23 protein-coding genes are annotated in these 20,468 nt (G+C 67.5%); 10 read left to right on the forward strand and 13 right to left on the reverse strand.

The window, feature by feature from the left end; genetic code table 11:
• Nucleotides 1-52: 52 nt before the first annotated feature.
• Nucleotides 53-508: a copper chaperone PCu(A)C gene (locus tag J2T07_RS11605; protein ID WP_306850150.1), complete on the reverse strand. Its 456-nt coding sequence runs from the start codon at nucleotides 506-508 to the stop codon at nucleotides 53-55.
• Nucleotides 505-1,122 (reverse strand): SCO family protein, encoded by a 618-nt coding sequence (locus J2T07_RS11610; RefSeq protein WP_306850151.1) that lies wholly within the window; start codon nucleotides 1,120-1,122, stop codon nucleotides 505-507. The genes J2T07_RS11605 and J2T07_RS11610 overlap by 4 nt, the downstream gene beginning before the upstream one ends.
• A gap of 81 nt (nucleotides 1,123-1,203) precedes the next feature.
• On the opposite strand from J2T07_RS11610, the gene J2T07_RS11615 reads away from it, so the two are divergent.
• The gene (locus J2T07_RS11615; RefSeq protein WP_306850153.1) at nucleotides 1,204-1,626 is read left to right on the forward strand and encodes a DUF423 domain-containing protein; all 423 of its coding nucleotides are present in this window, start codon (nucleotides 1,204-1,206) and stop codon (nucleotides 1,624-1,626) included.
• On the opposite strand, the gene J2T07_RS11620 is transcribed toward J2T07_RS11615, so the two are convergent.
• The 3 genes from J2T07_RS11620 to J2T07_RS11630 all read right to left on the reverse strand — a co-directional run bounded on the left by J2T07_RS11620 (nucleotide 1,583) and on the right by J2T07_RS11630 (nucleotide 4,252).
• Nucleotides 1,583-1,768 (reverse strand): Arc family DNA binding domain-containing protein, encoded by a 186-nt coding sequence (locus J2T07_RS11620; RefSeq protein ID WP_306850155.1) that lies wholly within the window; start codon nucleotides 1,766-1,768, stop codon nucleotides 1,583-1,585. The two genes, J2T07_RS11615 and J2T07_RS11620, sit on opposite strands and share 44 nt — an antisense overlap.
• A gap of 54 nt (nucleotides 1,769-1,822) precedes the next feature.
• Entirely contained in the window at nucleotides 1,823-2,689 is an 867-nt protein-coding gene (locus tag J2T07_RS11625; protein WP_306850157.1) for an SPFH domain-containing protein, read from the reverse strand.
• A 69-nt stretch (nucleotides 2,690-2,758) separates the two neighbouring features.
• Complete coding sequence (locus J2T07_RS11630; protein ID WP_306850159.1) at nucleotides 2,759-4,252, reverse strand: transglutaminase-like domain-containing protein; 1,494 nt, start codon at nucleotides 4,250-4,252, stop codon at nucleotides 2,759-2,761.
• A gap of 125 nt (nucleotides 4,253-4,377) precedes the next feature.
• On the opposite strand from J2T07_RS11630, the gene purT reads away from it, so the two are divergent.
• The 5 genes from purT to J2T07_RS11655 all read left to right on the forward strand — a co-directional run bounded on the left by purT (nucleotide 4,378) and on the right by J2T07_RS11655 (nucleotide 11,125).
• Nucleotides 4,378-5,559, forward strand: coding sequence for a formate-dependent phosphoribosylglycinamide formyltransferase (gene purT / locus J2T07_RS11635; RefSeq protein ID WP_306850161.1), 1,182 nt, complete (start codon nucleotides 4,378-4,380; stop codon nucleotides 5,557-5,559).
• A gap of 70 nt (nucleotides 5,560-5,629) precedes the next feature.
• Entirely contained in the window at nucleotides 5,630-7,339 is a 1,710-nt protein-coding gene (locus tag J2T07_RS11640; protein ID WP_306850163.1) for a hypothetical protein, read from the forward strand.
• Between the two features lie 8 nt (nucleotides 7,340-7,347).
• Nucleotides 7,348-8,181 (forward strand): SDR family oxidoreductase, encoded by an 834-nt coding sequence (locus tag J2T07_RS11645; RefSeq protein WP_306850165.1) that lies wholly within the window; start codon nucleotides 7,348-7,350, stop codon nucleotides 8,179-8,181.
• 97 nt (nucleotides 8,182-8,278) lie between these two features.
• On the forward strand, nucleotides 8,279-10,609 hold the full coding sequence (mrcB, locus tag J2T07_RS11650; protein WP_306850166.1) for a penicillin-binding protein 1B: 2,331 nt from the start codon (nucleotides 8,279-8,281) through the stop codon (nucleotides 10,607-10,609).
• Between the two features lie 3 nt (nucleotides 10,610-10,612).
• Nucleotides 10,613-11,125: a tetratricopeptide repeat protein gene (locus tag J2T07_RS11655; RefSeq protein WP_306850167.1), complete on the forward strand. Its 513-nt coding sequence runs from the start codon at nucleotides 10,613-10,615 to the stop codon at nucleotides 11,123-11,125.
• 106 nt (nucleotides 11,126-11,231) lie between these two features.
• Here J2T07_RS11655 and hemE read toward each other — a convergent pair whose 3' ends face one another.
• From hemE to J2T07_RS11675, 4 genes are read right to left on the reverse strand one after another with little or no spacing between them, the layout of a single operon-like run.
• On the reverse strand, nucleotides 11,232-12,305 hold the full coding sequence (gene hemE / locus J2T07_RS11660; protein ID WP_306850168.1) for a uroporphyrinogen decarboxylase: 1,074 nt from the start codon (nucleotides 12,303-12,305) through the stop codon (nucleotides 11,232-11,234).
• Nucleotides 12,295-12,558, reverse strand: a complete 264-nt coding sequence (locus J2T07_RS11665; RefSeq protein ID WP_306850677.1) for a WGR domain-containing protein — start codon at nucleotides 12,556-12,558, stop codon at nucleotides 12,295-12,297. The genes hemE and J2T07_RS11665 overlap by 11 nt, the downstream gene beginning before the upstream one ends.
• Nucleotides 12,559-12,616: 58 nt before the next feature.
• Entirely contained in the window at nucleotides 12,617-13,684 is a 1,068-nt protein-coding gene (gene aroB, locus J2T07_RS11670; RefSeq protein WP_306850169.1) for a 3-dehydroquinate synthase, read from the reverse strand.
• Entirely contained in the window at nucleotides 13,684-14,214 is a 531-nt protein-coding gene (locus J2T07_RS11675) for a shikimate kinase (protein WP_306850171.1), read from the reverse strand. Before J2T07_RS11675 ends, aroB begins: the two co-directional genes overlap by 1 nt.
• Before the next feature lie 7 nt (nucleotides 14,215-14,221).
• Between J2T07_RS11675 and J2T07_RS11680 the strand changes: the two genes are divergently transcribed.
• Complete coding sequence (locus J2T07_RS11680) at nucleotides 14,222-15,064, forward strand: NAD-dependent epimerase/dehydratase family protein (RefSeq protein ID WP_306850173.1); 843 nt, start codon at nucleotides 14,222-14,224, stop codon at nucleotides 15,062-15,064.
• A 99-nt stretch (nucleotides 15,065-15,163) separates the two neighbouring features.
• Here J2T07_RS11680 and J2T07_RS11685 read toward each other — a convergent pair whose 3' ends face one another.
• Nucleotides 15,164-15,976 (reverse strand): kinase, encoded by an 813-nt coding sequence (locus tag J2T07_RS11685; protein ID WP_306850175.1) that lies wholly within the window; start codon nucleotides 15,974-15,976, stop codon nucleotides 15,164-15,166.
• Nucleotides 15,977-15,999: 23 nt separating this feature from the next.
• Between J2T07_RS11685 and pdxH the strand changes: the two genes are divergently transcribed.
• The 3 genes from pdxH to J2T07_RS11700 are packed head-to-tail and all read left to right on the forward strand — an operon-like array spanning nucleotide 16,000 to nucleotide 17,844.
• On the forward strand, nucleotides 16,000-16,587 hold the full coding sequence (gene pdxH, locus J2T07_RS11690) for a pyridoxamine 5'-phosphate oxidase (RefSeq protein ID WP_306850177.1): 588 nt from the start codon (nucleotides 16,000-16,002) through the stop codon (nucleotides 16,585-16,587).
• A 13-nt stretch (nucleotides 16,588-16,600) separates the two neighbouring features.
• Nucleotides 16,601-17,041 (forward strand): secondary thiamine-phosphate synthase enzyme YjbQ, encoded by a 441-nt coding sequence (locus J2T07_RS11695; RefSeq protein WP_306850179.1) that lies wholly within the window; start codon nucleotides 16,601-16,603, stop codon nucleotides 17,039-17,041.
• Nucleotides 17,041-17,844 (forward strand): ABC transporter substrate-binding protein, encoded by an 804-nt coding sequence (locus tag J2T07_RS11700; protein WP_306850181.1) that lies wholly within the window; start codon nucleotides 17,041-17,043, stop codon nucleotides 17,842-17,844. Before J2T07_RS11695 ends, J2T07_RS11700 begins: the two co-directional genes overlap by 1 nt.
• 154 nt (nucleotides 17,845-17,998) lie before the next feature.
• Here the strand turns inward: J2T07_RS11700 and J2T07_RS11705 are convergent, their stop codons facing one another.
• The 3 genes from J2T07_RS11705 to J2T07_RS11715 form a co-directional block, all read right to left on the reverse strand.
• On the reverse strand, nucleotides 17,999-18,700 hold the full coding sequence (locus J2T07_RS11705) for an arginyltransferase (protein ID WP_306850183.1): 702 nt from the start codon (nucleotides 18,698-18,700) through the stop codon (nucleotides 17,999-18,001).
• A gap of 71 nt (nucleotides 18,701-18,771) precedes the next feature.
• The gene (locus J2T07_RS11710) at nucleotides 18,772-19,164 is read right to left on the reverse strand and encodes a hypothetical protein (protein WP_306850185.1); all 393 of its coding nucleotides are present in this window, start codon (nucleotides 19,162-19,164) and stop codon (nucleotides 18,772-18,774) included.
• A gap of 35 nt (nucleotides 19,165-19,199) precedes the next feature.
• Nucleotides 19,200-20,462: an ectonucleotide pyrophosphatase/phosphodiesterase gene (locus J2T07_RS11715; protein ID WP_306850187.1), complete on the reverse strand. Its 1,263-nt coding sequence runs from the start codon at nucleotides 20,460-20,462 to the stop codon at nucleotides 19,200-19,202.
• Between the last annotated feature and the right edge of the window lie 6 nt (nucleotides 20,463-20,468).

Genomic DNA, 20,468 nt, shown 5'->3' on the forward strand with positions numbered 1-20,468 from the left:
TCCACAGAAGCTTGCCCCACGGAAGTGGGCCAGCCTCCACAGACTGGCTTTATCAGTCCGTCGGGCCGCTGGCGTTCGCCGGTCGCGCGATCAGTGTCGCCGGGATCGTCCCGCCGTCCGACAGCTTGAACGTGATCGTCACCTTCTCGCCCGGTTTCACCGGATGCTTGGCCTGCATCAGCATCACGTGGTATCCGCCGGGAGCGAACGTGAGCTTGGCCTTCGGCGGTAGCGCCACGGTATCGACCATCTCCATCCGGCCCATGCCGCCTTCGGTGCTGCTGCGGTGGATCATCGCCTCGGCGTAGTCCGGGCTTTCCGCGCCGACGATCGTCAGTGCGCGATCCGTGGTGTTATCGAAGGTGACATAACCACCGGCGGGCAGGCTGCCCGGCAGGACACGCAACCAACCCCCGGTCACCTGCACGCCGGCGGTATCCGCGGCGTGCGAGGTGCCGGCGGTTCCGGCAAGCAGGAACAGGGCGACTGCGAGCGAGCGGTACCTCATGGGCGGGTCTCCATCGATGTAAGCAGGTGAAGGTCGTGAACGATGTCGTCCTGCGAGGCGGACGGCGTGGCCAGCAGGCGCGCCTTGCCTTCGGCGTCGAACAGGTAGATGGCGGAACTGTGGCTGACCTCGTAGTTCCCGTCGGCGCGATCGGGCTCACGGGTGAAGGCCGAGCGGTAACGCTTCGCCAGCGCCTCCACGTCGCCATCGGAACCGACCAGCCCCACGGCGCGCTTGTCGAAGGCGTTCACGTAGTCGTGCATGATCGCCGGCGTGTCGCGCTTGGGATCCACGCTGACGAACAGGATGCGCACCTTGTCCGCCGGCGCGCCGAGGCGGTCGAGCACCACGTGCAACTGGGTCAACGTCAGCGGACAGACATCGGGACAGTGCGTGTAGCCGAAATACATGAGCACCACCTTGCCCTTGTAGTCCGCGCCGGTGACACTCTTGCCGTTATCGTCGGTCAGCTTGAAATCGAGGTCCGGAAGATGGCCCGATACGTCGGTAAGACGCCATTCGGGCTGCGGCTCCCGTTGGCATGCGCTGAGCGCGGCCAGGGCGAGCAAGGCGATCAGGGCCAGGACGAACCGGCGGCAGGTGGACGGCTTCATGCGACACTCCGCGAGATATCCCGCGCAGGATACGCCACCCGTGCCGGCGAACAGGCACGCCCGCCAAGGAAACCCCCGCTCATGCGACAACATGTCAGTACGGCCGCCGCACTGCTCGCCGGCCTGGCGGGCGCGTCCGCCGTGGCCCTGGGCGCCTTCGGCGCGCATGCGTTGCGTGGCGTCCTGGATGCATCGGCGCTAGCCACCTGGCATACCGGCGTGGAATACCACTTCTGGCACGCACTGGCCTTGCTCGTCGCGGCAGCGTGCCTGCCCGAAGGAAAGGCACGCGCCGCCGCGGTGGGCTTGTTCGCCGTGGGTATCGTGTTGTTCTCGGGAAGTCTCTACGCCCTGGCGCTCGGTGCGCCGCGTGTGGTCGGCGCGATCACCCCGATCGGCGGCGTGGCCTTCATCGCCGGCTGGGTCGCCATGAGCGTTTCGCTCCGTCAACGCGGTCGCGTCAATCCTCGGGATCGTCCACCGGCTGGACCTTCGTCGGCTTGAGACGTCCCGCGCGTCGCAGCGCGTCGCGCAGCACGTACTCGATCTGCGCGTTGAGCGAGCGCAACTCGTCCTCGGACCACGCCTGCATGGCCTGCAGGACAGTGGCGCTCACACGCAACGGATAAGCTTTCTTCTCGCTCATCGTGCGCCCCCGGACTTTAGTGCGACACGTTTGCTTACCGTCGCCACCATACGTTCAGTTGTATAGCGAACCGGCGTTGACCACCGGTTGTGTCGAGCGGTCGCCGCAGAGGACGACGAGCAGGTTGGAGACCATCGCCGCCTTGCGCTCCTCGTCCAGTTCCACGACACCTTGTGCCCGAAGCTGGTCGAGTGCCATGGCCACCATGCCCACGGCGCCTTCCACGATGCGCTCGCGGGCGGCGACGATGGCGCTCGCTTGCTGGCGTTGGAGCATCGCCTGCGCGATCTCCTGCGCGTAGGCGAGGTGGCTGATCCGGGACTCGATCACCTGGACGCCCGCCTTCGTGAGGCGCGCCTCCACCTCCTGGCGCAAGTGGTTGTTGATCTCATCGCCGTGGCTGCGCAAGGAGGGCTTCGAATCGTCGTGGGCATCGTAGGCATAGCTCTGCGCCATCTGCCGCAGCGCCGATTCGCTCTGGATCTGCACGAAGTTCTCGTAGTCATCGACGCAGAACACCGCTTCGGCCGTATCCACCACCTGCCATACGACGATCGCCGCGATCTCGATCGGGTTGCCGTCGTTGTCGTTGACCTTCAGCCGGCTGCTCTCGAAATTGCGCACGCGCAGGCTCACCGGGCGGCGGGAATAGAACGGGTTGGTCCAGCGCAGGCCCTCGCGCCGTTCCGTGCCGGCGTACTTGCCGAAGAGTTGCATCACCTGGCCCTGATTCGGCTGGACCTGGAAAAAACCCTTGGCGAGGAAGGCGAAGATCGGTATCAGGACAACGGCACCCGCGACCGCCGGGTTGCCCCCGGGCGTCACCTGCGACAACACCCCCATGCCCGTCAGCAGGACGATGACGATCAATACGAGGGCGGCCGGGATCCCGGGCAGGGAGGAGGCGGGACGTTCGTTCATGACGGAATGACCCCTGGAATGGTGGGATCATATGATATCAATGTGATATCAAAATCAAGGTGTCTTGCGTCATGGAGCTCCGCGCCCGCCTGCCACCGGACCGCTTGCGTTGCTCGGTGGGGGCAGGTCGAGAAGCGCCGCGCCCGGCATGGCGCGGTCGATTCTGATCTTGCCCAACGCGTTCATCGCGGCGAAGAAACGCCAGGGTTCGCCGTTGCCGGTGCCCAGGGCGATATGGCTCGAATCGAAGCGGCGCTGCGCCGAATCGAAGCTGATCCAGCGATTGTCGATCCATGCCTGCGCCCACGCGTGGGGAACGAATACGCGGCTGGCGCCGCCCATGCGATCGGCATAGACGACGCCGGTCACCACACGTGCGGGAATGCCGAGGGCCCGCGCCATCGCGGTGAGGAGGACGGCGTGTTCGGTGCAATCCCCGCGCCGCGTCGCGATCGTCTCGAGGGCCGAGGCGTAGCCCACGTCAAGTCCCTTGACGTTGATGTAATCGGATAGGAAGGAGCGTAGGCGGCGCATGCGTTGCAGGTCGGTCGTCGCATTGCCCGCGGCGCGTTGGGCCAGTGAGCGCACTTCGTTGGAGTCCGATTGCACCCACGCATTGGCGGCCGTGTCCTCGGCCAGCGGGCCGGGTTCGTCGCCGTGCCGTGAGCCGAACCCGACGTCGACGATATACACCCCATCGCCCAATGGCTTCACCCGCTGCTCGTCGGTGTCGATGAACGGATTCGGGATCGCCCCGCGCACGGTGATCGTGTAGCGGATGGGAGCCACGCGCATCGCCGCGACGATAGGGCGGGGCGCCGAGATCATCGCGGCGCGCAGCAGGTCGATGTCCTGGTCGGGCGCCTGTGCGCAGGCGATGTCGCAGGCCGCCATTTCCAGGCGGAAACCCAGAAGCGGAGCGAGGCTGCGATGGATGAAACCGTTGTCGTCGACCCAGATGTCGACACTGCGATCGCTCGCTGCGCCCGCGATCGACTGGCGCAGGTGATGGAGGGTCCGCCGGGTCTCGTCCGGCATGATGACGACTTCGTCGCCGATGACCTCTACGTCGACATTCGCCACCTGCTGCCTGATCGAGTCGAAGTTGCGCAGGCGATACGACGTGCCCGGCTTGAAGCCATGGGCCGCCATGGTGAGGCGCTGGCCTTCGGCGAGCGTCGCCCCGGTCGGCCAGATGAGCAGGTTGACCTTCGATTGCCCGCCAACGGTATTCGCCACCTGGAACGTACCGTCGTCACGCGCTTCACCGGTCGCCAGGTTCTCCTGGGTCGACATCCGGGTACTGGCGTAGAAGGCGAGGGGCGTTCCGCTCTCCGATTCCGTGGAGCGCAGTTCGGTGCGCAAGGCCAGCGGCGTGCGCGCCCGCGTCAGCCGGAAATCCAGCACCTGCGAGGTGACCACGCGATCGCCCTGGATCTGGCGGTCGATCCGCAGGCTCCCCACTTTCCGGCCATCCAGCAGGACAGTCATCCAGCGCTCCTCCGCCCGGAGGGTCGAAGGGGCCAGGCACAGTACGGCGAGGACGGCAAGATAGCGTCTCATGAGCGTACTTCCGGATTGTTGGGGACGGCTCCATCACATCACGTTCGCGGCGCGAGTCAATCCCCCCTTTGGCCGGATGGCAGGGCGGCTAGAATGGCGGCTTCGCCCTCCCTGGATTCCTCCCCATGACGACCTTCGGCACCCCGCATTCCCACACCGCGCTCAAGGTGCTCCTGCTGGGATCGGGCGAACTAGGCAAGGAAGTGGCGATCGAGTTGCAGCGTTTCGCCGTCGAGGTGGTGGCCGTGGACCGGTATCCGAATGCGCCAGCGATGCAGGTGGCCCACCGCAGCCATGTGATCGACATGCTCGATGGCGCGGCGCTGCGCGCCGTGATCGAGCAGGAGGAACCGGACCTGGTGGTGCCGGAGATCGAGGCCATCCACACGCCCACGCTGATCGCGATGGAGAAGGAGGGACTCAAGGTCGTGCCCACGGCGAAAGCCGCGTGGCTCACCATGGACCGCGAAGGCATCCGCCGGCTCGCTGCCGAGGAACTCGGCCTGCCCACTTCGCCCTACCGCTTCTGCGACACGCGCGAGGACTTCCTTGCCGCGGTCGCGGAGCTGGGCACGCCATGCGTGGTCAAGCCGGTGATGAGCTCCTCCGGCAAGGGGCAGAGCGTGGTGCGCTCGCCGGACGATGCCCCTGGGGCATGGGAGTACGCGCAATCGGGTGGACGCGCAGGGCGCGGTCGCGTCATCGTGGAAGGCTTCGTCGACTTCGACTACGAGATCACCCTGCTGACGGTGCGCCATCGCGACGGCGTATCGTTCTGCGCGCCCATCGGTCACCGCCAGGAGGATGGCGACTATCGCGAGTCGTGGCAGCCCCAGCCGATGAGCGATGCCGCACGTGCCGACGCCGAACGCCAGGCCGACGCGGTCACCGCGGCCCTTGGCGGCTGGGGCGTTTTCGGCGTGGAATTCTTCGTGCGCGGCGACGAGGTGATCTTCTCGGAGGTGAGTCCGCGTCCGCACGATACGGGGCTGGTCACGCTTATCTCGCAGGATCTCTCGGAATTCGCCCTTCACGCGCGCGCCATCCTCGGCCTGCCGGTGCCCGAGATCCACGCCTTCGCTCCCGCGGCATCGTGCGCGGTGCTCGTCGAAGGCGAGGGCAGTGCGCCGAAGTACCACGGCGTCGGCGACGCACTGGCCGAGACGGGCACGATGCTTCGCATCTTCGGCAAGCCGGAAGTCCACGGCCGCCGGCGCATGGCGGTGACGCTGGCGCGCGCGGCCACGGTCGAAGAGGCCCTGGAGAAAGCCAAGCGGGCGGCCAGCCGCATCCGCGTGGAGCTCTGACGATCCTGCCTACAACGGCCGTTCACGCCCGAATGTTAAGCTGCGACGCTCCTATGGAAGATGCCTTGCCATGAGCGGACGCAGAGACGATAACGACCGCGCATCGCGCGGTCGCACCGAACCCACGCTGGGCCGGCTCGACGACCTCGACGCACCGGCCCAGCCGGTCGACGACGGCTTGCCGCATATGGTCGTCGACACGCCTCGACGCCGTGGCGGCACGCAGCCGCCTTCCGCGCCGCGCCGCCCGCGCAAGCGCGGCTGGTTGATCCCGGTGCTCGTGCTCGTTCTGATCGGCGCGGCGACAGCCCTGTGGCTGCAGCAGGACAGGCTGCGCAACATGGTGCCGGCCACCGAACTCAACGACACACTCGCCCAGGCCAACCATGCGCTGGACGAGGGGCACCTCGACGGTACCAACGGCGACAGTGCCCGCGAACTCTTCGAGAAGGCGCGCGACCAGCAGCCCGACAGCGACGTGGCCCGCGATGGCCTGCGCCGCGTGGGGCAGGCGGAAGTGGCCAAGGCGGACGCGGCCCTCAATGCGGGCAAGCTGGACGAGGCGGAAGCCGCGCTCAACGTCGCCCGCGAGTTGCTCGGCGGCGGCAACGACGTCGAGCGCATCGCCCAGCGGTTGTCGCAGGCGCGCAATCCGCAGGGACGCACCGAATCGCTGGTCGACCAGGCGCAGCAGGCCTACGCCGCCGGGAAGTTCGATGGCGACGACGGCGCCGGCGCTTTGTACCGGCGCGTGCTGGACGCGGACAAGACCAATGCGGTGGCGGCGCGCGGGCTCGACAAGGTGGGCGATGCGCTTGCGGCGCAGGCACGCCAGGCCATCGCGGCGGGTGACAAGGCCAAGGCCAACGCACTGGTGGATCGCATCGCCCTCCTTGTACCGGGTTACGGCGACCTGCCATCGCTGCGGGCGGCGCTCGCGGAAACGAAGAAACAGGACGACCAGGCGGTCAACGCGCTGATCCAGCAGGGCAATGACGCGATGCGTGCGGGCCGCTTCATCGGTGAAGGCGATGACAACGCCCTGGCGCGGTTCCGTGCCGCCCTCGCCGCGGATCCTGACAACGCCGACGCCAAGGCGGGGCTCGGCCGGGTGGCGCAGGCGCTGATCGTCCAGGCCAATGCCGCGCTCGACAGCGAGGACGACGTCCAGGCGACGCGCTTGCTCGACCAGGCGGCGAAGCTCGCGCCGAAGTCGGCGGAACTGGCCGCCGCGCGAGCGCGTATCGGTGGGGGCGAAGCGAAGGCGGGCACACCGGCCATGGCAGGGCAGCCCACGGGTGACGACGCGATGCCGGAAACCTCCATGGAGGTCACGCCGGAGCAGAAGGCCAAGGTCGCCGATCTCGTCCGTCGCGCCCAGGCCGCCGCGTCGCGCGGCGACATCATGGATCCGCCGGGCGACAGCGCCTACGACCTGTACCGCAATGCCCTGGCCATCGATGGCAACGACGCCTCCGCACGTGCGGGGTTGCAGGGCCTGCCCACCCAGGTGGAGAAGCAGATGCAGCAGGCGGTTGCCAGCGGCAACGTCCAGCGTGCCGAGAACCTCTACGCCACCCTGTCCGATCTCGCGCCCGGTGGCACCTCGCAGGCCGACCTGCGCCACCGGCTGGGTAGCGCCTGGATCGACAACGCCCTCCAGCGGGCCGGTCAGGGCGACCGTCAGGGCGCTTTCCAGGCGCTTGACCACGCGCGCCGCTACGCGCCCGACGATCCGCGTCTGCAGAGCGCGTACGAGCGCATCGCGACCGGCCGTTGAGTGGCGGCATGAGGGTTCTCGTCATCGGCGGTTCGGGTCAGATCGGCCAGTTCCTGCTTCCCCGGCTCGCCGAAGGGGGTACGGATATCCTCGCGGTCAGCCGGAGGCCGCCGCCGGCGGATCCGCGATGGCTCATGGGGGCGCTGCCGGACGCGATGCCCGAGTTGCCCTCGCTCGACGCCGTGATCAGCCTCGGGCCGCTCGACCACCTCGCGCCATGGCTCTCCGCCACCCGCCTGGTGGGTACGCCGCATGTCATCGCCACCTCGTCGATGAGCGCCGAGACCAAGCGCGATTCCGATGTCCCGGAAGAGAGGGAACTCTCGCGCCGCCTGCGCGATGCGGAAACGACCCTGATCGCCACCTGCGCGTCTCGCGGGATGCCGTGGACGCTGTTCCGTCCGACGTTGATCTACGGCGCCGGTGTCGACAAGAGCCTCACGCCGATCGTCCAGGCGGCGTTGCGCCGCCGGGTGTTCCCGATTCCCGCCGGCCGCGGCCAGCGGCAACCGGTGCACGCCGAGGACATCGCGACCGCGATCATGGCCGCGCTCGGCTCGCCCTTCGCCCGTGGCCACACGTTTCCGATCGGTGGCGGCGAACGCATGAGCGCCGCGGAAATGTTCCGCCGCGTCCATCGAAGCGCGGGCGGCCCGTCGCTGCCTGCGCCGATTCCCCGCCTGGCCCTCGATCTCGCGGCACTGGTCTCGCCGGCCATGCGTGGCCCGATCCGCCGGCTGGATAGCGACCTGATCGCCGACAATCGGGAGCTCGAGCGGGTCCTGGGCGTCCATCCGCGACCGTTCCAACCCCGCCCGGAGACCTGGCGGCCGATGCGCTGACGCGCGGCGCCACGGTTCCGCCAGCGTTCGTTCAGATGGGCGCCGGGGGAGTGCCCCTATCATCCGGGTACGTCTCCTTCCCCAGGATTTCCCAGCGTTGGCTTTCTTGACCCGTCTCGGCTCCCTCCTGCGTACCAGCTGGCCCTGGCTGCGCATTCCCTTCTGGCTGGTGATGGGCCTGGTGTTCGGCTTCCTCCTGCCGTACACGCTGATCCTCAACGCGCGCCTGCAGGAACGTTTCAACGACCTCGTATTCGCCGTGCCCACGCGCGTCTACGCGCGCCCATTGCCGCTGGCCCAGGGCGTGCCGCTGACCCCCGCCGCGCTCGAGCTGGAGCTCACCTTCGCCGGCTACACCACCGAAGGCGGGGGCAAGGTACAGGGCAGCTATTCGAAGAACGGCTCGCGCTTCGTGATCGCCTCGCATGGCTACGCCGGACCCGATGGCGGCGAACTGCCGCATCGCATCCGCGTGGCGCTGTCCGACGGACAGGTCGCCTCGGTGGTGGACGACACCAACAACAAGCCGGTCAAGTCGATCCACCTGGATCCCGCACGCATCGCCACCTTGTATGGCGCGCAGCAGGAAGAGCGCCGCATCGTCCGCCTGGAGAACGTGCCGCCGCTGCTCGTGCAGGGTTTGCAGGCCGTGGAAGATCGTGATTTCAAGAACCACATCGGCCTCGATTTCTCCGCGATCGCGCGCGCGTCGTTCGCCAACCTCCGTGCGGGCCACACCGTGCAGGGCGGCTCGACGCTCACCCAGCAGCTCGTGCGCAACCTGTTCCTCGATCGCAGCCAGAACATGCTGCGCAAGGTGAACGAGGCGATCCTGTCGCTGCTGATGGAGGCGCATTACTCCAAGGGCCGCATCCTCGAGGCCTACGTCAACGAGGTCTTCCTCGGCCAGCAGGGCAACCAGGCCGTGCACGGTTTCGCCGCCGGTGGCGAGTTCTTCTTCGGCCGCCGCCTTGAAGACCTTCGGCCGCAGGAGATCGCGTTGCTTATCGGCCTGGTGAAGGGGCCGAGCTACTACGACCCGCGCCGTTATCCGGATCGTGCGCTGGCGCGGCGCAACCTCGTGCTCCAGCAGTTCCACGATACGGGGTTGCTGGACGATGCGCAGACCAAGGCCGCGCAGGCGACGCCACTGGGTATCGCGGCCAACGCGCAGTTGCCGCACAACCGCTTCCCCGCCTTCATGCAACTGGTCCGTTCGCAAATCACCGCCGACTTCGACGAAGCCGCGTTGCGCGACGGCAGCCTCTCGATCTTCACCACGCTCGATCCGTCCGCGCAGTTGTACACCGAGCAGGCAATTCTCAGCACGATGAAAGCGCTGGGCAAGCGTGGTGCCGCCGCGCAAGCCGCGGCGGTCGTCACCGATACCTCCAATGGCAGCGTGCTCGCCGTGATCGGATCGCGCGATCCCGGCGACCAGGGTTTCAACCGCGCGCTCGACGCGCGCCGTCCCATCGGTTCGCTGGTGAAGCCGCTGGTCTATCTCGTGGCGCTCGCGCAGCCCTCGAAGTGGTCACTGGCCTCGATCGTCGACGATTCGCCGATCAATCTTCGCCAGCCCGATGGCAAGCCGTGGACACCGCAGAACGACGATCGCGAGATTCACGGCCAGGTGCCGATGCTCGATGCGCTGGTCCACTCGTGGAACCTCGCCACCGTGAACCTGGGCATGCAGGTGGGCGTGCCGCGGATCAAGGGTTTTCTGGAGTCGTTCGGGTTGGAGGACGTGAACCCGAGTCCGTCCTTGCTGCTGGGCGCGGTGGACCTCTCGCCGTTGCAGGTGGCGCAGTTGTACGAGTACATCGCGGCGGATGGCCACGCCTTGCCGCTGGTGGCGGTGCGCGGTGTCATGGACGGCAAGGGCCAGGCGATCAAGCGCTATGAGGTGAAGGGTGGGGAGGGCGAGTACCAGACCGCCGCGCGTCTCACCACCTGGGCGATGCAGCAGGTGGTGAATGGCGGCACCGCCGCGGCCATCGGCAACTCGGGCTTGTCCTGGCTGCACGCGGCGGGCAAGACCGGTACCAGCGACAGCCAGCGCGACAGCTGGTTCGCCGGTTTCACCGGCGACCGCCTCGCCATCGTCTGGATGGGCCGCGACGACAACAAGCCGACCGGCTTGTACGGGGCCACGGGCAGCATGCGGGTATGGCAGGAGCTTTTCCGCAAGCTGCCGACGCGCCCGTTGTCGGCCGCGCCCGGCGAAGGCCTGGAGATGGCCTACGTGAATACGCAGACCGGCAAGCGCACCGATCCCTCGTGTGAAGGCGCCCGCCAGTTCCCGTTCGTCGCCGGTTACGTGCCCGAAGCGGAGGAGGGCTGTTTCTGGCAGCGATTCAAGGGTATGTTCGGCGGCGGCGATGAGCAGCAGCCCACGCCGGCCGTTCCCAGTAATCCTACGGATTGACCCATGCATCGCCTTCGTTTCTGTGCCATCGCCACCGTCGCCCTCGTTGTCGCCTGTAGCCAGCCCGCGCCGCCGCAGGCCACCCGTCCCAGCAAACCCACTTACGACATCGTCGCTCAGGTCCGCGCGGCGGGTGAGCGCGAGAAGTCGGCGATCGAGGTCGCGCCGCTGCGCGATCCGGGTGTGCAGGGCCTGGAGCACGCCGCCCAGGCCGACGACCGTGCGGGCAAGTATGCCGACGCCGATGCCAAGCTGGCGCAGGCGCTGAAGATGGCGCCGGATGCCCCGGAACTGATCCAGGACCGCGCCGAGATCGCGATTCGCCTGCAGGATTACCTGTTGGCGGAGAAGCTGGCGAAGCAGTCGTTCGACATGGGCCCTAAGTCGGGCAGCCTCTGCGCACGCAACTGGCAGACGGTGGTGGAGATGCGCTTGCAGGCGGGCGACCAGAACGGGGCGAATGCGGCGCGCGGCGAACTGGCGAAGTGCCATATCGCAGGGCCGAACCGCTTCTAGTACCCGAATCGCCGACAGAGTCGGCTCCCACCAAGCCACTGCCACCAGGAAGCTCCGGTGGGAGCCGACCCTGTCGGCGATAGGCCCGTCTCAGCCCAGTCCCGTCTCAGCCCGCGCGGATCGCCCGGCCATGCTCGTGCACCGTATCCACGAGCACCTTCACGTTTTCCGGGTCCACTTCCGGCGTGATGCCATGGCCGAGGTTGAACACGTGCCCCGGATGGTTGCCGAACGCATCCAGCACCGCGCGAGCTTCGCGCGCGACCACCTCGGGCGACGCGCGCAGCACCGCCGGGTCCAGGTTGCCTTGTAGTGCCACCCGGCCGCCCACGCGGCGGCGGGCCTCGCCGATGTCCAGGGTCCAGTCGACACCGAGGCCGGTGCAGCCGGTATCGGCCAGTGCCTCGAGTTGGCCGCCCGCGCCCTTGGAAAACAGGATCACCGGAAGATCACGACTGGACGGGTCGGACTTCAACGCATCCACCACCTGTGTCATGTAGCGCAACGAGAACTCGCGGAACGGCGCCGGGCCGAGCAGGCCGCCCCAGGTGTCGAAGATCATCAGTGCCTGCGCGCCGGCATGCGCCTGCGCGACGAGATAGGCGGCCACGGAGCGGGCCACGGTGTCGAGCAGGCGGTGGGCGAGGGCTGGATCGTTCCACGCCAGCGCCTTCACCCGAGCGAAGTCACGCGAACCTTCGCCTTCCACCATGTAGCAGGCGAGTGTCCACGGGCTGCCGGAGAAGCCGATCAGGGGCACGCGTCCGCCGAGTTCCTTGCGGATCAGGCGTACCGCATCCATCACGTAGCGCAGTTCGCCATCCATGTCCGGCACGGTGAGCTTGCCGATCGCCGCGGCGTCGCGCACCGGGTTGGCGAAGCGAGGTCCTTCGCCTTGCTCGAACGAGAGGCCCAGGCCCATCGCGTCGGGAATGGTGAGGATGTCGGAGAACAGGATCGCCGCGTCCAGCTCGAACCGGTCGAGCGGCTGCAGCGTGACTTCGCAGGCGTATTCCGGATTCGTCGCCAGGCCCATGAAGCTGCCCGCCCTGGCGCGCGTCGCGCGGTATTCGGGCAGGTAGCGGCCCGCCTGGCGCATGACCCAGATGGGCGTCGTATCGGTGGGTTCGCGGCGCAACGCGCGCAGGAAGCGGTCGTTGCGGAGAACGTCAGCGGCCATGCGCCGACTCCTGTCCCTGGCTGAACATGAGCTTGAACCCTTTCTTGATCTGGGCGTCGCGCGCCTTGGTGAAAGCGGCCAGTGCGGCATCGCGGTCGACATAGACTTCGCGCTTGAGCATCGCCTTGCCGCCTTGCACGCCACTTTCGCGGTACAGGGTCCAGCCGCCGAGCAGGTCCTGTTCGAGCGTTATCTGGACGTAGCGGGGCGCTTCCGTCCCCGCTTCGGGCATGGTTTGCAGGTAGATCCGCATCGAGCGATCCGGGCTGGCGCAGGGCCGATCATTGTAGGCGGTTTGCCTGACGGCTGCTTCAGGCCAGAACGGCCAGGACATCGGCTTCGGCGACGCCGGAGACGATTTGGGCCTTGCCGATGCCACGCCAGAGGATCAACCGCAACGTACCGGCCGTGTTCTTCTTGTCCAGGCGCATCAGTTCGAGCAGGCGGCTGGCGGCATGCGCTTTCGACGGCTCGGTCGGCAGGCCGAGCCGTTGGAGCAGGGCGACGAGGCGCGCGGTATCTCCGCCGGGCGACATGCCCAGGCGCTCGGACAGGTGGGCGGCAAGCACCATGCCGATCGCCACGCCTTCGCCGTGCAGGATCTCGCTGTAGTTGCCGGCGGTCTCCAATGCATGCCCGAAGGTATGGCCGAGGTTCAACAGGGCGCGCTCGCCTTGCTCGGTTTCGTCGCGCGCCACCACGCCCGCCTTGTAGCGGCACTTGCGCGCGATCGCTTCGATCAGTGGCGCGGCCTCGCGGGCGGCGAGTTCGTCCGCATGCGCTTCGAGCCAGGCGAAGAAATCCGGGTCGCCGATGGCCGCGCCTTTCACGACCTCGGCCAGGCCGGCGCGATACTCGCGCTGCGGCAGCGTGGTCAGGACGTCGATGTCGGCAACCACCGCGCGCGGCTGGTGGAAGGCCCCCGCCAGGTTCTTCCCCACCGGCAGGTTCACGCCGGTCTTGCCGCCGACGGAGGAATCGACCATCGCGAGCAACGTGGTCGGCACCTGGATGAAATCGATGCCGCGCATCCAGCATGCGGCGGCGAAGCCGGCGAGATCGCCGACCACGCCGCCGCCGAGCGCGATAACGCAGGCGTCGCGCGTGGCGCCGAACTCGCCCAACGCTTCCAGCACGCGCTCCACGTTGGCGAACGTCTTGTGGATTTCGCCGTCGCCGATCAGGTAGGACGACCAGTGCAGTCCGTCGAGGCCTTTCGCCAATGCGTCCAGATACAGCGGAGCCACGGTGGTGTTGCTCACCACCAAGACGTGCCTGCCGCGAATCGCCGCGCGCCAGCGTGCGCTGTCGGCGATGAGGCCCGGTCCGATCCAGACGGGATAGCTGCGTCCGGCCAGGTCGACGTCGACGGTTTCCATCAGGTGCGTTTCCAGTGGCGTTCGAGGAGGGCGATCGCACGCGGCACCGCATCGTCCACGCTTTCATGGCGGCCGTGGAAGATAAGGTCGGCGATGTCCTCGTAGAGGTAGTTGCGGTGTTCGGCGAGCGCCTTCAGGCGGCCGAGACGGTCGGGACCCGCGATCATCGGCCGCGCGGTATCGTGTTCGAGCCGGGCGAGCTGTTCCTCCACGCTCACGCCGAGCATGAGCACCGTGCCGCGCGACATCAGCGCTTGCCGGTTCGCCGGGTCGAGCACGGCGCCCGCGCCGGTGGCGAGCACGATGCCCTCGCGCAGACTAAACTCGTCCAGGTGCGCACATTCGCGCGCACGAAACCCCGTCTCGCCCTCGCGTTCGAAAATGTCGGCGATCGTCGTGCCGCAGCGCGCCTCGATCTCCACGTCCAGGTCGACGAAGGGCAGGCCGTAGTGCGCCGCGAGGCGCTGTCCGATCGAGGTCTTGCCGGCGCCCGTGGGGCCGACCAGGAACAGGTTGGGCGAAGGATTCATCACGCTCATGCTAGCAACAAGCCCTGCGCAGAGATACGAGACCGTCCTGGTCGCCGGTGCCGGCGATGTCGGCACGCGTCTGGCGCGGCGCCTGGCCGTGGAGGGACGCCGCGTCTTCGCCCTGCGCCGCGGGGAGACGCCCGCTGGCGATGGCATCGTCTGGTTGCGCGGCGACCTCACCCGGCCGGAGACGCTTGCCGGCTTGCCGAAGATCGATGCCCTGGTCTTCGCGCCGACGCCGGACGCCCGCGAGGAAGCCGCGTACCGCGCCGTCTTCGTGGATGGGCTGCGGCATGTGATCGAGGCCTTGCCGGTCATGCCGCATCGCACGGTATTCGTCTCCTCGTCGGCGGTGTATGGCGAGCACGGCGGCGATTGGATCGACGAAGATACGCAGCCGTCGCCGCCCGGCTTCAATGGCCGTGTATTGATCGAGGCCGAGGCTTGGCTGGCGGCCGGGCCGGTGGGCGGGGTATCGCTTCGACTGGCGGGGCTCTATGGACCTGGCCGCACGCAACTGTTCGACCGGCTGCGCGAAGGCAAGGTGGCCGTGCCCCGCGGGCGGCAGGTTTACGCCAACCGCATCCATGTCGACGATGCGGCGGCGGCGATCGCGTGCCTGCTCGATATCGCCGCGCCCGAGCGGGTTTATATCGGCGTGGACGACACGCCCTTGCCTATCGACGAACTCTACGACCATCTCGCGCGCTTGATCGGCGCGCCACTGCCACCGGACGGTCCGGCACCGGCGGGCGTGGGCAACAAGCGGTTGTCGAACGCACGTCTGCGCGCGACGGGCTTCCGCTGCGCGTGGCCGGATGCGCGGGATGGTTACGCCGCGCTGGTCTGAGGCAAGCACCCATCGCCGCTGAAGCGGCTCCCACAATCACGGCAGGCAGAGACCAGTCCCTGTGGGAACCGCTTGTGGGAACCTCTTGTGGGAGCCGCTTCAGCGGCGACAAGCGCGCCGGTGCTCGTCAAGCCGCAACACCACATCGGCCTTCGCCTCCAGCGACCGCAATGCCCGCCGGCTGATCCGCTCGTAATGCTGCAGGAACCTCGAAAGCTCCAAGTCATCCATCGCTCGCGGTTCACCGCGCTCCCGCAGCGGGCGTTCGGCTTCGTCACGCCATGCCGCCACCACGTCCCATGAGGGCGCTTGCAGCACCACCAGGGCGTCGAGGCGTTCCCAGAGGGAGCGGTAGCCCGAGAGCCGCGCATCGACCCAGCGCCGCCACCGGCCATCGGCATCTTCCCCGCGCTCCAGTGCATTCACCGGCTCGGCGAGCTCGTCCGGCCCGGCCGGCTCCACGCCCAGGCACCATCCTTCCAGGACCACCAGCCGGGGTGGTTCCGCGATCGTAGGCCACTGCGCTTCCTCGTAGCGGTCGTCGTGCCCCTTGTCGAAACGGGGTATCGGTACCGGCCGTTCCGGCGAAGCCTTCTCCAGCGCGCTGAGCGTGGAACCGAGCAGGGCGAGGTCGTGCGTGCCCGGCACGCCGCGGGTACGCAGCAAGGGGTGAACCTCGACAGCCAGCGCTTCACGCTCGGCGCGGGTCAGGTAGACATCATCGAGCGACATCGCCACCGCGCCCCAGCCACGCTGGTGCGCGGCTTCGATCAGCGCCGCGGCGAGGGTGCTCTTGCCACTGCCCTGCAGGCCGGAAATGCCCAGGACGAACGGCCTGGGCGCATGCTCGATCGCTGCGGCGAAACGTCCGAGGACGGTGGCGGCCAGCGTGCTAGCATCGGTGGATTCCATGGCCGACAGCATAGTCCATCGTCATGCTCACCCCAGAGATACTCGACACCTTTCGCGGCCTGCTCGACGAGGCCAAGGCCAGTGGCGACCGTGAACCCACGGCGATGAACCTCGCCACGGCGGACCGTACCGGCCGCGTGCACTCGCGCATCGTCCTGCTCAAGGCCATCGACGAGAAGGGCCCGCGTTTCTTCACCAACTACGAAAGCGCCAAGGCCGGCGAGATCGCGGAGAACGCGCAGGTGGCGTTGTGCCTGCACTGGAAGCAGATCCGCGAAGGCGTGCAGGTTCGCTTCGAGGGACTCGCCAAGAAGGTTGGCGAGGCCGAGTCGGACGCCTATTTCGCCAGCCGTCCACGCGGCAGCCAGATCGGTGCCTGGGCCTCGAAGCAGAGCCAGGAACTGCCGGACCGGCAGACCTTCGACGATCGCGTGGCCCACTACGAGAAGGAATTCGCGGGCCGCGAGGTGGCACGCCCCCCCCATTGGGGCGGATATGTCGTGGAACCGGACCGCATCGAGTTCTGGTATGGCGCCACGTTCCGGTTGCACGAACGGATCGTGCACGCGGGCGACGGTACAAGTTGGTCCAGCCACCTGCTTTATCCGTGACCGGAGCCTTCCCATGAGCCGTGCCCAGCCCGTCCAGCACGTCGCGCAGACCACGTTCACCGTGCATACGCGTGGACGCTCGCTGAGCGAGGTGACCGACCGTATCGCCGAGATCGTCTCGGCCAGCGGGGTATCCACCGGCATCGCGCACGTCTTCGTGCAGCACACCAGCGCGTCCCTGTTGATCGGCGAAAATGCCGATCCCACCGTCGTCGACGACCTGGAACGTTTCTTCGCGCGGCTCGTCCCCGACGGCGATCCGCTGTTCCGCCACCGCGATGAAGGCCCCGACGACATGCCTGCGCATGTGCGCTCGGTGCTCACGGGCGTATCGCTTTCCGTCCCCGTGCACAATGGCAAGCCGTTGCTGGGAACCTGGCAGGGTGTATTTCTCTATGAGCACCGTCACGAAGCGCACCAGCGCAAGATCACCGTGACCGTTTCGGGCCATTGATGTCGGACGCCTACCCGCAACGCATCGTCTGCCTCACGGAAGAACCGACCGAAGTCCTCTATGCCATCGGGGAGGACCATCGCATCGTCGGCATTTCCGGCTTCACCGTACGGCCGCCGCGGGCGCGCAAGGAGAAGCCCAAGGTATCGGCTTTCACCAGCGCGAAGATCGGCCAGATCCTCGACCTGAAGCCCGACCTCGCCATTGGTTTCTCGGATCTCCAGGCCGACATCGCCCGGGAACTGATCCGCGCCGGCGTGGAAGTCTGGATCAGCAACCACCGCAGCGTGGACGGCATCGTCGCCTACATCCGCCGCCTTGGTGCGATGGTGGGCGCGACGGCGAAAGCCGAGGCGCTGGCGGTGCGTGCCGAAGAAAACCTGGCCCGGATCGCCGCGCTTGCCGCGGCATTGCCGCGCCGGCCGAAGGTGTATTTCGAGGAATGGGACGATCCCCTTATCACGGGCATTCGCTGGGTGGGTGAACTCGTGCGCATCGCCGGTGGCGACGATGTCTTCCCCGAATTGCTCGAAGAGCCGCTGGCGAAGCAGCGCATCCTGGCCGATCCACTCGAGGTGGTGCGGCGTGCGCCGGATATCGTTTTCGGTTCGTGGTGCGGCAAACGCTTCCGGCCGGAGCATGTCGCGTCCCGCTCGGGTTGGAGCGATGTGCCGGCCGTGCGCGACGGCGAACTGCACGAGATCAAATCGCCGATCATCCTGCAGCCGGGGCCGGCGGCCCTGTTCGACGGCATCGAGGCCTTGCACGCGGTGATCGCGCGATGGGCTGTGGGAGCCGCCTGAACGGTGGGAGCCGACCCTGTCGGCGATGGGTGCTTGCCGTAACCTGGCCCGCTGCCGCGGGATCGCCGACAGGGTCGGCTCCCACCTCAAGTGGCGGTTCCACCTTAGGGTCAGTTTTCATCTTGGGGGTGGGTTCCACCTTGGGGCTGGGCGGTCAGCGCATCGCGATCCAGCGGCCGTGCTTGCGGATTTCCAGTGGCTGGAAGCGGCGCTTGTAGTCCATCTTGGGATGGCCGGAAATCCAGAAACCCAGGTACACGTACGGTATCCCACGGCGCTTCGCCAGTTCCACCTGTTGCAGGATGCCGAAGGTGCCCAGGCTGCGGGCGTCTTCCTCAGGGTCGAAAAACGTATAGACGGCCGAAACGCCGGCCAGCGCCACATCCGTCACGGCGACGCCGAGCAGACGCTGGCCGAGCCGGAACTCGAGGAAGAGGGTGGGACTCCACGGCGCGGCAAGGAATCGCTGGAAGTCCTCCGCATCCGCCGCATCCATGCCGCCGCCGCTGTGCCGTGCGTGCAGGTAGCGTTGATATAACGCATGCCGTTCGTGGGTGAAGCCGGGCAACTGCTCGGTGACCGTGAGATCCGCGTTACGTTTCAGGCAGCGCCGCTGGCCGCGGTCGGCAGCGAAACCTTCGACATCGATGCGGCAAGGCACGCAGGCCTGACAGGCGGCGCACTGCGGCAGGTAAAGGTGCCCGCCGGCACGGCGGAAACCCTTCGCGAGGGCCGGGCCATAGAGCCTGTCGAGGTGCGGCGCGCCCGGATCGACCACGAGGTTTTGCGCCGTCCGCTCGGCGAAATAGCCGCAGGTATGCGGCAGGGTCTGGAACAGGCGGACGCGATCGGTCATGGCTCGATCTTATAGCGCCATGGTGCTCGGAGCGTCACCGCGGCGGTGTCGCCGCCGCACCGCCCCTATGTTCAGAGCACCTGGGTGGCCTTGAGCACGACCACGAGCATCACCCCGGCGACGATCGCCAGCACCATCAGGCGAACGCGCGAGGCCGTGCGTTGGGCGGACGGGCGGCGATCTGGCTGGCGGTGCAACTGGAGTTCCTCCTGGAAGCGGACCACCGGCTCGATGCCGATCTCCTTGAGCAGGGCTCGCGCCTTCGGGAAGTCGTCGGCGCTCTGCACCCAGACCTTCGGCCAGGAGTCGCGGTCGTCCTGGCGCTGCGAATAGCTGAAGCGCTGGTAGGTGGGCCGGTTCCAGCTCGATCGATTGGTCACCGAGGTGTCGATGCCGTTCTCGGTGAGCAGGGCAACGATCCGGTCGATGTTGTCCTGGCGGGGTGACGTATAGATTTCGCGCATGGCCGGATTCTACGGGATTTGCCCGTCCGGCGACGTCAGTGCCCCGCCGGGGCCAGCGCCGCCTTCACCCGCTCCAGGCGGCCGTCGTTCGGCAACGGAGCGATGCCGAGCAGGTGGGCCAGCAAGGGGTAGACGTCCACGTTCGGGAAGGGCGCGATCGTCACCCCCCGCCCGAAGGCCGGCCCATGCGCCACGAACAGCGCGCGCATGGTCGGGTCGAGGTTGTCGTAGCCGTGCTCGCCACGCGACATGGGCATCGTCCGCTTGGCCAGCACCGCGTGGCTGATGATCGCCCAGCCGGTATCGGCGAGGCAGATATACGCCGGTACGCGCGGATTCCGGCCGTATTCGAGACGTGCGGGCAGGTCTTCCTTGCGATAGCAGCGCATGTGTTCGTGCGGGCCCAGGAGACGTGCCACCGCCCGGGAGCCATCGACGCCGGGCTTCGGGTTGAAGGTGGACACCACGCCATAGGACACGGCGTCGAGTGCGTCGAGATCGGTTTCCTGGTCGGCGAACACGATGTTGCCGCGCGGAACGTCGGCCATGCCGTGATCGGAGACCACGACGATGTTCATCGTGTCGTATAGCCCGCGCTGGCGCAGCTGCGCGATGAGATAACCCATGGCGTCGTCGACCTCGCGCAGCGCCGCGTTCAACGGCTCCGAGTCCGGGCCGGATTCATGGCCGGCGTGGTCCACGGCATCGAAGTACAAGGTATCGAACACCGGCTTCGGGCCGGGCTCGTCGATCCACGACATGAGCTTGTCCACGCGCTGGCGCGAAGTCAGCGAATCGTCGAACGGAATCCAGTGGTCCGGACGCACACCGTGGATGGCCGCTTCCGTGCCGGGCCAGAACATCGTCGCCGTGTGCAATCCCTGTTTCTGCGCCGTCACCCAGATGGGCTCGGCCTCGTCCCACCAGCGCCCGTCGCGCGTGGCCGCGTGGTTGGAAAGGCTGAAATTGCCCAGCGTCGCGTCCCGCATCGTGTTGTTGACGATGCCGTTGCGATCGGGCACGCGACCGGTCACCAGGGTGTAGTGGTTCGGGAAGGTGAGCGATGGAAACGACGGCAGCATGTATGGCGCGGTGACGCCATCGCGTGCCATCGCCACGAGATTCGGGGTCAGGCCACGGTCGATGTAGTCGGCGCGGAAGGCGTCGATGGAGACCAACAGGACGGCTTGCGGTGTCGGCGGCGATACAGCGGGCTTGGCGGAACGCGTGGCGCATCCGGACAGGGCCACCAGGAGCAGCGCGACAAATGCGCCGCAGCGAGGCAACGTGACGTTCATGGGCGG

It is taken from the genome of Luteibacter jiangsuensis (assembly GCF_030812295.1).
GTDB lineage: Bacteria > Pseudomonadota > Gammaproteobacteria > Xanthomonadales > Rhodanobacteraceae > Luteibacter > Luteibacter jiangsuensis_A.

What these genes read in the sequence shown, in the direction of transcription:
- J2T07_RS11620 (WP_306850155.1), bottom strand. Translation starts at nt 1,768, where the DNA reads ATGAGCGAGAAGAAAGCTTATCCGTTGCGTGTGAGCGCCACTGTCCTG.
- J2T07_RS11605 (WP_306850150.1), bottom strand. Translation starts at nt 508, where the DNA reads ATGAGGTACCGCTCGCTCGCAGTCGCCCTGTTCCTGCTTGCCGGAACC.
- J2T07_RS11680 (WP_306850173.1), top strand. Translation starts at nt 14,222, where the DNA reads ATGCTAGCAACAAGCCCTGCGCAGAGATACGAGACCGTCCTGGTCGCC.
- J2T07_RS11685 (WP_306850175.1), bottom strand. Translation starts at nt 15,976, where the DNA reads ATGGAATCCACCGATGCTAGCACGCTGGCCGCCACCGTCCTCGGACGT.
- J2T07_RS11610 (WP_306850151.1), bottom strand. Translation starts at nt 1,122, where the DNA reads ATGAAGCCGTCCACCTGCCGCCGGTTCGTCCTGGCCCTGATCGCCTTG.
- J2T07_RS11715 (WP_306850187.1), bottom strand. Translation starts at nt 20,462, where the DNA reads ATGAACGTCACGTTGCCTCGCTGCGGCGCATTTGTCGCGCTGCTCCTG.
- J2T07_RS11630 (WP_306850159.1), bottom strand. Translation starts at nt 4,252, where the DNA reads ATGAGACGCTATCTTGCCGTCCTCGCCGTACTGTGCCTGGCCCCTTCG.
- J2T07_RS11640 (WP_306850163.1), top strand. Translation starts at nt 5,630, where the DNA reads ATGAGCGGACGCAGAGACGATAACGACCGCGCATCGCGCGGTCGCACC.
- J2T07_RS11645 (WP_306850165.1), top strand. Translation starts at nt 7,348, where the DNA reads ATGAGGGTTCTCGTCATCGGCGGTTCGGGTCAGATCGGCCAGTTCCTG.
- J2T07_RS11705 (WP_306850183.1), bottom strand. Translation starts at nt 18,700, where the DNA reads ATGACCGATCGCGTCCGCCTGTTCCAGACCCTGCCGCATACCTGCGGC.
- J2T07_RS11665 (WP_306850677.1), bottom strand. Translation starts at nt 12,558, where the DNA reads ATGCGGATCTACCTGCAAACCATGCCCGAAGCGGGGACGGAAGCGCCC.
- J2T07_RS11625 (WP_306850157.1), bottom strand. Translation starts at nt 2,689, where the DNA reads ATGAACGAACGTCCCGCCTCCTCCCTGCCCGGGATCCCGGCCGCCCTC.
- purT (WP_306850161.1), top strand. Translation starts at nt 4,378, where the DNA reads ATGACGACCTTCGGCACCCCGCATTCCCACACCGCGCTCAAGGTGCTC.
- J2T07_RS11615 (WP_306850153.1), top strand. Translation starts at nt 1,204, where the DNA reads ATGCGACAACATGTCAGTACGGCCGCCGCACTGCTCGCCGGCCTGGCG.
- J2T07_RS11675 (WP_306850171.1), bottom strand. Translation starts at nt 14,214, where the DNA reads ATGAATCCTTCGCCCAACCTGTTCCTGGTCGGCCCCACGGGCGCCGGC.
- J2T07_RS11655 (WP_306850167.1), top strand. Translation starts at nt 10,613, where the DNA reads ATGCATCGCCTTCGTTTCTGTGCCATCGCCACCGTCGCCCTCGTTGTC.
- pdxH (WP_306850177.1), top strand. Translation starts at nt 16,000, where the DNA reads ATGCTCACCCCAGAGATACTCGACACCTTTCGCGGCCTGCTCGACGAG.
- J2T07_RS11695 (WP_306850179.1), top strand. Translation starts at nt 16,601, where the DNA reads ATGAGCCGTGCCCAGCCCGTCCAGCACGTCGCGCAGACCACGTTCACC.
- hemE (WP_306850168.1), bottom strand. Translation starts at nt 12,305, where the DNA reads ATGGCCGCTGACGTTCTCCGCAACGACCGCTTCCTGCGCGCGTTGCGC.
- aroB (WP_306850169.1), bottom strand. Translation starts at nt 13,684, where the DNA reads ATGGAAACCGTCGACGTCGACCTGGCCGGACGCAGCTATCCCGTCTGG.
- J2T07_RS11700 (WP_306850181.1), top strand. Translation starts at nt 17,041, where the DNA reads ATGTCGGACGCCTACCCGCAACGCATCGTCTGCCTCACGGAAGAACCG.
- J2T07_RS11710 (WP_306850185.1), bottom strand. Translation starts at nt 19,164, where the DNA reads ATGCGCGAAATCTATACGTCACCCCGCCAGGACAACATCGACCGGATC.